This window comes from Kitasatospora sp. NPDC057542 (assembly GCF_042801945.1).
GTDB lineage: Bacteria > Actinomycetota > Actinomycetes > Streptomycetales > Streptomycetaceae > Kitasatospora.
Window position 1 is genome coordinate 1 of the sequence record NZ_JBHVFE010000360.1, and the last position, 9,401, is coordinate 9,401.

5 protein-coding genes are annotated in these 9,401 nt (G+C 72.4%); all 5 read right to left on the reverse strand.

The features are described 5' to 3' along the window. Window positions 1–40 precede the first annotated feature (40 nt). On the reverse strand, window positions 41–2,101 hold the full coding sequence (locus ACFU7Y_RS32660) for a phosphocholine-specific phospholipase C (protein WP_224280293.1): 2,061 nt from the start codon (window positions 2,099–2,101) through the stop codon (window positions 41–43). Between the two features lie 173 nt (window positions 2,102–2,274). Next, window positions 2,275–2,586 (reverse strand): hypothetical protein, encoded by a 312-nt coding sequence (locus tag ACFU7Y_RS32665; protein WP_224280295.1) that lies wholly within the window; start codon window positions 2,584–2,586, stop codon window positions 2,275–2,277. Window positions 2,587–2,669: 83 nt separating this feature from the next. Continuing rightward, entirely contained in the window at window positions 2,670–3,815 is a 1,146-nt protein-coding gene (locus tag ACFU7Y_RS32670) for a hypothetical protein (protein WP_224280296.1), read from the reverse strand. Between the two features lie 181 nt (window positions 3,816–3,996). Then, window positions 3,997–6,657, reverse strand: a complete 2,661-nt coding sequence (locus ACFU7Y_RS32675; RefSeq protein WP_380770545.1) for a SpoIIE family protein phosphatase — start codon at window positions 6,655–6,657, stop codon at window positions 3,997–3,999. 207 nt (window positions 6,658–6,864) lie between these two features. Next, a complete protein-coding gene (locus ACFU7Y_RS32680; protein ID WP_224280313.1) occupies window positions 6,865–9,000 on the reverse strand; it encodes a SpoIIE family protein phosphatase in 2,136 nt (711 codons plus the stop codon). Window positions 9,001–9,401: the final 401 nt, after the last annotated feature.

The window sequence follows — 9,401 nt, forward strand, 5'->3', positions numbered from 1 at the left end:
GGGGCACCCACGTGCCCGGGGCGGCGGTGCAGGTGTGCCGTCAGTAGGTGACGATGCCCGGGTCGGAGAGGCCGGGGGCGCCGGTCTCGATGTGGCCGGCGAGGCGGCGCACGAAGTCGGCGGTCGCGCCTGCGGTGACGGTCACGTCGTACCACCTGCGGCAGGCACTCAGGTCGACGGTGCACGTGACGGTCGCACCCCGGCGGACGGTGAGCGTCTGCGGCGTGCCGCCGTAGGCGTTGGTCAGGGTGATCACGGCGTCCGCGCCGGCCGGGTTGGCGATGGTCAGGTCGAGGTTGCCGGTGGTCGGGTTGTGGCGGGCGGTGACCTCGGGCCCGGCGACCGTGCCGGGGTTGCGGAAGCGGCGGAGGAAGCCGTTCGGGCCGTGGACGGTCAGGTCCGTGACGCCCTTGGAGTACGTGGTGTTCCAGGCGTCCGCGATCGTCTTGCCCGCCTCCGTGGTGTACGTCCACGGACCGTCGGTGCGGTTGGCCGAGGTCACCAGGAACTGGGCGCCCGCCGCCGCGCCCGCGCTGAAGGTGAGGCGGTACTTGCCCGTGGCGGTGTCGGCCGAACCGTCCACGTACGGCGCGTACGTCAGCGGGCGGGTGGGCCTCGCGCCCGGCTCCTGCTTCGGCATGGTGCCGCCGGCGGGCGGGGTGGGCACGTAGTCCGGGTGCCGGGTGCGGTCCGGCGGGAGGTAGGCGGCCGTGGAGGGGAGCGCCGCCGGGGTCGCGTTCGACGTGGTGAAGTCGAAGGCGGAGGTCAGGTCGCCGCAGATCGCACGCCGCCAGGGCGAGATGTTGGGTTCCCGGACGCCGAAGCGGCGCTCCATGAAGCGGATGATCGAGGTGTGGTCGAAGGTCTCCGAGCAGGTGTAGCCGCCGGTGCTCCAGGGCGAGACGACCAGCATCGGCACCCGCTGGCCGAGACCGTACGGTCCGGCCGAGTAGCCGATGCTGCCGGCGTGGTAGTCGGCGGTGGTCGCGACGGTCGACAGGCCCTGCGAGGCGGAGGAGGGCGGAAACGGCGGCACGACGTGGTCGAAGAAGCCGTCGTTCTCGTCGTAGGTGATGAACAGCGCGGTCCTGGCCCACACATCGGGGTTGGACGTCAGCGCGTCCAACACCTGCGAGACGTACCAGGCACCGTAGTTGGCGGGCCAGTTGGGGTGCTCGGTGAAGGCCTCGGGTGCGGCGATCCAGGAGATCCGCGGCAGCGTGCCCGCCTGCACGTCGCGCCGCAGGATGTCGAACAGGCCGTCGCCCGCCTTGGCGTTGGTGCCGGTGCGGGCCTTGTCGTGCAGCGGGTCGCCCGGCTTGGCGTTGCGGTAGTTGTCGAAGTAGAGCAGCGAGTTGTCGCCGTAGTTCCCGCGGTACGCGTCGCCGATCCAGCCCCAGGAACCGGCCGCGTCCAGTCCGTCACCGATGTCCTGGTAGATCTTCCAGGAGATCCCGGCCTTCTCCAGCCGCTCGGGGTAGGTCGTCCAGCTGTAGCCGGCCTCCTGGTTGCCGAGGACCGGACCGTTGCCGGTGACGCCGTTGCCGGTGCAGCCCGTCCACATGTAGTAGCGGTTCGGGTCCGTGGAACCGATGAACGAGCAGTGGTAGGCGTCGCAGATGGTGAACGCGTCGGCGAGCGCGTAGTGGAACGGGATGTCATCGCGGGTCAGGTAGGCCATTGTGGTGGCCGTCTTCGCGGGTACCCACTGATCGTACTTGCCGTTGTTGAACGCCTTGTGACCACCGGCCCAGTCGTGGTTGAGGTCCTGGATGAACTGCATCCCGAGATCGCTGGCCTGAGGCCGGAACGGCAGCACCTCCCGCTTGAGGCCGTCCGTCTGGTGCCACACCGGCTTGCCGCTCGGCAGGGTCACCGGGCGGGGGTCGCCGAAGCCGCGGACACCCTTCAGCGACCCGAAGTAGTGGTCGAACGAACGGTTCTCCTGCATCAGCACGACGATGTGCTCGACGTCCTGGAGGGTGCCGGTGCTCCCCAGCGGGGCGATGGACGAGGCTCGGGCGATGCTCTGCGACAGCGACGAGAACGCGGCGGTCGCGCCCGCGAGTTGGAGGAATCGGCGGCGGTTCAGCTCTGCCATGGGTGGGTTGACCTCTGCATGTCAGGAAGTGGAGGACGGCGCCCCCAAGGACAGCGTGTCCGGGGGACCGTCCGGCGGCCCATTCATGACTGCCCGCCATACGGCAGACGAACGCATCGAGTTGTACGGACAAGATGCGCCACCCATGGCGACGGGTCGGCCGACGGCTCCGCTCAGGAGTCGTCGGCGAGATCGGATTCGAGGGAGTCGGTCGTGCGGTCCCGGACCGGCCGGTCGGCGCAGCGCTCGCCGGTCCGGGCAACGTACGGGCCGGCCTCGCCGGAGCGGGAGCGGGCGAGGGCAAGGGCAAGGGCCGCCTGAGCCGGGAAGTCGGCACCGGCCGGCGGGTTGGCCCTGTCCGAGCACATCACCGCGCGCGCCTGGTCCGGGGACTGGTGGACCACCGGCGGCAGCGGTGTGGCGGGTCCCGGTACGACAATGCCGGGCGTGGGGGTCACCGCAGCCGGCAGCGCGGCTATCCCCACGCCCGCACCCGGGCGCCACCCGGCCGCAGGAGGGCGTCCTGCGGCCCGGGAGGCCCCTACTCCTCGGGCATGGCGCTCAGGTCTCAGTGCAGAACGTCGAGTTCGTTGTCGGCGTTGTTGACGAAGTAGACCGCGTCGCCGTCCAGGTCCACCGCGAGGCCGAAGAGCGCACCGGCACCGGGCGGATTGCCCTCGGAGTTGATCTGCTTGACCGCCACCTGCCGGCCGCGCTCGGTGGTCTCGACGATGTTCCCGTCCCCGCCGTTGACCGTCAGGATGTCGCCCCCGGGCGCGAGGGCCATCCCGAGCGGGCCGTTGAGACTGCCGCCCTCGCTGATGACCTTCCCGATACCGTCACTGTCGTGGCGGGTCAGAGCGCGGGGGATGGCGGTGATCCGACTGCGGACGGTGTCGGCCACGAAGAGCGTTCCGTCCTTGTCCAGGGCCACGCCGGTCGGTCCGACCACCAGGGCGTCCGGGTCCGTCCGCTCGGGGAAGCCGCACGCGATCTCGGTGGTGGCCACCCGCTTCGGCGGCCCGTCCCCCTCGGAGCTCAGGGTGATCCGCAGCACGGTGCCCTCGTCGACCTCCGCACCTCCGGCGGCCACCGTGCCGTTGAGCACGTTGGTCACGAACAGCTCGCTCCGCCGCTCGGAGCCGCCGCGCCGCTCGGAGCTGACCGCGGTCATGTCCCACGGGCCGTTGATGCCGTCACCCGCGATCGTCTCGCGCACCGTCCCGTGGCTGTCCAGCACCAACAGGCAGCCGGCCTGGGCCGTGGCCGAGGTGCCGTCCGCGGTCGGAAGGCTGCCGACCACGACCCAGCCGCCGGGCAGGACGGTCAGCGCCGTGGTCAGTCCGACCCCACCCGGGCAGGGGCCCGGCAGGTTGTTCGGATCGATCGTGGCGAACGTGGTCGTCTGGCCGCCCGGGGTGAGCTGGACGAGCGTGGTGCCCCTGCCCTGTTCGCCGGACGGGGGCACCGAGTTGTTGAAGTTGCTGACCAGGATGTTGCCCCGGTGCAGGTCACCGACGCTTTCTCGGATCACGAACGTGCCGTACGGGTTCAGGTCGCCGTTCGCCGGAACGGTGGACCCGACCCTGGACACCGTGTGCAGGCGGTCGAGGAACGGCGTATGGTCCGCCGCCCCAGCCGGGGTCGCGGCGCCGGTCAGGCCGACGGTGAGCACGGCGGTCGCCAGCGCGCTCGAACATACCTGGAATCTCATGCACTGCCTCCTGAAGGGCGGCCCGGGGCCCCGAGGCTCGACGACCTCGACCCGCGATAGTCACACAGAGTTCTCCCCCGCTACGCAACGTTAGCTCCCCCCTGGTCCAGGCGCGCGGTGGGTTCCGCCAAGGGTGGGCCTGGGGACGGTTCCCCGTTCGTCCGGGCGCCCGGACGCCCGGTCACAGGAACTGCTCGGCCCAGATGATCTTGCCCTCGGGGGTGTAGCGGACTCCCCAGCGTTCGGTGAGCTGGGCGACGAGGAACAGGCCGCGGCCGCCTTCGTCCTCCGCGACCGCGTAGCGCAGGTGCGGGGCGGTGCTGCTGGTGTCGGAGACCTCGCAGATCAGCGTGCGCTCGTACAGCAGCCGTACCCCGATCGGTCCGGTCCCGTAGCGGATGGCATTGGTCACCAGTTCGCTGAGCACCAGCTCGGTGACGAAGGCGGCCTCGTCAAGACCCCACTCGGCGAGCCGTCGGGTGGCCTCGGCACGGGCCTGGGCCACGGCCTCCGGAGTCGAGGCCACCTCCCACTCCGCGATCCGATCGGGCTCCAGCACGCGGGTCCGAGCGACGAGGAGGGCGATGTCGTCGGTCTGCCGGTCGGGCAGCAGGACGTCGAGCACGGCTTCGCAGACCTCCTGAGGCGATCGGTCGGGGCGGGCCAGGACGGCCGTGAGGGTGTCCAGGCCGACGCCGATGTCGCGGGTGCGGTCCTCGACGAGGCCGTCGGTGTAGAGGATCAGGCTGCTTCCCGGCGACAGTCGCACCTGCGTGGCTTCGAAGGGCATCCCGCCCACGCCGAGCGGCGGACCGGCGGGGAGGACGAGGAGTTCCACGGCGCCGTCCGGGTGGACGAGGGCGGGCGGGGGATGGCCCGCCCGGGCCAGCGCACAGGTGGCGGTGGTGGGGTCGTAGATCGCGTAGAGGCACGTGGCACCGGTGATCGAGAGCTCACCCACGGCTGCGGCCGCCTCCTGGTCGATGTGGGCGACCAGTTCGTCCAGGTGTCCGAGGAGCTCGTCCGGCGGCAGGTCGAGCGTGGAGAAGTTCTGGACGGCGGTGCGCAGGCGGCCCATGGTCGCGGCCGCGTGCATGCCGTGGCCGACCACGTCGCCGACGACGAGCGCGACCCGGGCACCCGGCAGCGGGATGACGTCGAACCAGTCGCCGCCGACCCCGGCCTGGGCGGGCAGGTAGCGGTAGGCGACCTCGACGGCGCTCTGCTCGGGCAACGCGCGCGGCAACAGGCTGTGCTGCAGGGTGACGGCCATCGTGTGCTCACGCGTGAAGCGGCGGGCGTTGTCGACGGACACGGCGGCCCGGGCGGCCAGCTCCTCGGCCACGGACAGGTCCTCGTCCTCGAACGGGCCCCTGTTCCGGCCGCGCCAGAAGCAGGCGATGCCCATCAGCACGCCCCGCGCCGTCAGCGGAACGGTGATCAGCGACGCCAGGCCGAATTCCAGCACCGCCTGCGTGCGCTCGACATCCTGCGTGCGCCACCCGACGTCGGTCGCCAGCTCGGGGACCAGCGCGGACCGCCCGCTGACGAAGCCCGCCGCCTGCGGGGTCGTCCCCGCCCACCGGACCAGCTTGCCCTCGGGGTACAGCGGCGAATCGTCCCGGATGCCCGTGAGTGCCACCCGCCGCAGCTCCACCCCGGCACCGACCGCCAGGGGCTGCGGTTCCTCGCCGCGCAGGACCTCTTCGGCGAGGTCGACGGTGGCGTAGTCGCAGAAGTCCCGGGAGGCCACGTCGGCGAGTTCCTTCACGGTGCGCTGGACGTCCAGCGTGGTGCCGATGGCCATGCTCGCGTCGTAGAGCAGCCTGAGCCGACCGCGGGCGACCTCGGCCTTCCCCGCGAGGGCGCGCAGCTCGGTGGAGTCGCGCAGGGTGGTGACGCTGCCGGGCGGGCCTCCCCCGCTGCCGGTGGGACGGTTGTTGACGGCCAGCAGGCGGTCGCCGACGGGGAGCACCTGGTCGGTGACCGCGCTGTCGGAGAGCAGCAGCTCGGTCGTACGGGGGTCGAGGCCGAGGTCGGTGACAGCGCGCCCCTCCGCGTCGGGAGGCAGGTCCAGCAGCCGGCGCGCCTCGTCGTTGGCGAGCAGGACCCGGCCGTCGCCGCCGACGATGGCCACGCCCTCGCGCACCGCGTGCAGCACCGCGTCGTGGTGCTCGTACATCCTGGTCATCTCCTCCGGCCCCAAGCCGCGGGTCTGCCGCAGGAGACGCCTGCCCACCAGCGCCGTTCCGGCCGTGGCCAGGCCGAGCGCGACGGCGCCGGCGCCCAGGACGACCGGCAGCTGGCGGTTGATCGCGCTGCTCACGTTGGCGACCTTCATCCCGGCGGACACGATGCCCACGACCCCGCCGTGGGTGTCCTCCACCGGAACCACCACCTGGTACTCCGGGCCGAGCGGGCCGTGCACCCGCTCGACGGTGACCAGCCCGTGCAGCGACGGATCGATGGTGCCGACGAACTTCTTGCCGATCTGCTCCGGCTCGGGGTGGGTGTACCGGATGCCGTTCCGGTCGGCCACCACGATGAAGTCGACCTGGGCGCCCTTCCGGGCCGCTTCGGTCAGCGGCTGGAGCACCGCGCTGGGATCGGGGCCCTGCATCGTCGCCACCAGGCCGGGGCCGTGGGCGAACGCCTCGGCCGCGGCGAGCGATCGGTCGCGCGCGGCCGCGTACCGGTCACTGCGGGACTGGACCAGCAGCGCGACGACCGCCGCCACCACGAGCAGCAGCACGATGAACACCTGCATGAGGAACATCTGGCCGGCGACGCTGCGGATGCTCGTCACCGACCGCAGACGCCGCACCGACGGCTCCCGCGGCATCGGGCGTGGATGCCGCTGCCCACTGCGACCAGCCGCTCTGCCCGGAGCCCGGGGAGGGGGGCCCGTGTCTTTCGCCATACACCTATGGTCCCGCCCCGGGCACGAGCGGGACACAGCACACGGGGGACCCCTCTCTGGCACGCTCTGCGACATACCCGCGTGCGCCATGCCCGTCGGCCCTCGGAAGCGGCCCCGCCCCGTCCCGGCTCACCGGGGGACGGACCGGATCAGCAGCAGCGCGACATCGTCGGTGCGGTACTCTCCGTGCCCGGCCCGATCGACGAGCGCATCGGCCAGCCGGTCGAGCGGTTCGCCGCCGTGGCGGGCCAGCGTGGCGGTGAGGTCGGCCAGCGCCTGGTCGGGGTCCGCACCGGGGGTGTCGACGAGGCCGTCGGTGTACAGGACCAGAGTGGTGCCGACCGGCAGGTCGACGCGGATCTGCGGATAGTCGGCGGCGGGGTCGACGTTCAACACCATGCCGACGAGCGGCTCCAGTGCGTCCGCCCTGCCGTCCGGGCCGTACCGCAGGGGCACCGGGTGGCCGGCGTCGGCCAGCCAGGCCTCGCGCCGGGCGAGGTCGACGCGCAGGTAGACGCAGCTGGCCAGCAAGGCCGTGTCCAGGTCGGCCACCAGGCGGTTGGTGCGGGACAGCACGGTGCTCGGATCGGCATCGGCCGCGGCGAAGGCACGGACGGCGGTGCGGACCTGGCCCATCAGCGCGGCGGCGTTGACGTTGTGGCCCTGGACGTCGCCGATCACGACGGCCACCGTGTCGGGCCCGACCCGGATGAGGTCGTAGAAGTCGCCTCCGACGTCCATTCCCTCGGTACACGGCAGGTAGCGGGCGCTGACCTCCAGGCTCGGGACGTCCGGCAGCGCACGGGGCAGCAGGCTTTCCTGGAGGCCGTGGGCGAGGCCGAGCTTGGTGTCGTACAGCCGGGCACGGTCCAGGGCCTGGGCGATCAGTCCGCCGAGCGAGGTGAGGACGGCCCGTTCCTCGAGATCGAAGTGGTGCGGCTCGGCGAAGGCCAGGACGCAGGTGCCGATCAGCCTGCCCGAGGTCACCAGCGGCAGATAGGCCCAGGCGGCCATCCCGTCCTGCGTCTCGGGTCGGCCCGGGTAGAGCCGCTCCAACTCCGCACGGCTCTCGAAATACGTCGGCACAGGGTTGGTGGACGCCCGGACACCGGGCGTGGGCGCGGTCAGCGGGGTGCCGTCGAACTGGTCGACCAGGCCGGGTGGGTAGCCGCGATGGCCCACGATGCGCAGTCGGCCCCCTTCGGCCATCAGCACCGCCACGGCTTGACCGCCGAACGCCGGCACGATCTGGTCGGAGACCATGCTCACCACGTCCTGCACGCTGACGGCCTCGGTCAGCGCGCCGGCCAAGTGGAGGAGGTGGTACAGCGCTCCGGGCCGCGTGTGCGCCGCCCGGTCGGACGGCGTTCCGGTGGGCCCGTCGCGGCGGGCGGCGTCGGCGGAGACGATTCGCGCGGTCAGTCCGGACGGGTCCGGGAAGAACTCGAACGACAGCCACCGGTTCGGCGGCCGCAACGCGACGAAGGAAATGGACTGCCCGCTGATCACCGCGGTCCGGTAGTGGTACTCGAACACCGGATCCCGCAGCCACGACAGGGCCGCCCACGGCCGTACGCCCAGCAGCCGCTCGACCGGCTCGCCCAGCAGCTCGGCGGCGGCCGGTGTGACCACGGCCAGCCTGCCGTCCAGATCGATGCCGCAGATGCCCTCCGGAAGCCGTTCCGCCATCGCGGCGAGGGGGGCGGCGGAACCGCGCTCCGCCACCTCGGGGCGCGGGCCGGCCCGGACCGGACGGCCTGCCCGGGCCGCCTCCGCCAGCACCTCGGCCAGGCTCGCGGCGAAGGCGTCGAACCGGTCCCGTTCGCCGTGCGACATTTCTGGGGGATGCGCGGCGGGCCAGAACACGAAGACGACCCCGTACGTGGTCCCTCGCGCAACGAGCGGAGCGGCCGCGAGGCAGAACGCGTACGGCATGGCGAGCGCGACCCTCGGGTACCTGCGCGCCATGTCGTCCGAGCCGGCCACCCAGACGACCCGGCCACTGCGCGCCGCTTCGGCCACCGGTACCGGTGCGGTCATGCCGACGCGCTGCCACGGCCTGGTGAACTGCCGGGCGGCCCCCAGTGTCACGGCCAGTTCGAGCACCTGCCGGTCCTCCGACAGCAGGTAGAGGCCGCCGAGGTACGCGTCGAGCCGGGCCGGCGCCGATCGCAGGATCCGCGCCGCCTCGTCCAGACCGCGCCCGGCCGGCGCCTCGGCGGCCTCGAGTCCGGGCCTCGGCGACGGATGCCACAGCACGCCCATCACAAGCACCCCATTCGACCCGACCAGTGAGCCCGTGAGCCTCCTCCCATAGTGGCTCGGCCGGCACCGAACGTCCCGTCGCGTCCGCCGACGTCACGGGCACCGAGCTCGGCGCGCCGCCGCTCGGCCCCGGCTGCTCCGCGCGAACGCAGCGAGCCGGCCCTGCCCGGTGTGATCGGTGCCGAACTTCAGGTCGAGGCGTCCGCGACCTGCTGCACGGTCCTGAATCGCAGCCTCCAGCGCGCCGCCCCCGAGGCGCCCCTCGGTCACGTCCCCGGGACCCGGGGCTTCCGAACGGTCCGCTGCTCGTCCCCCCACCCACGGCTCCCTACCTCGGCTCGGCCACCCGACGCCTCTCCAGGCCCCCACATGAGGCCGGCTGCACCCGACGTGTCGGGTGC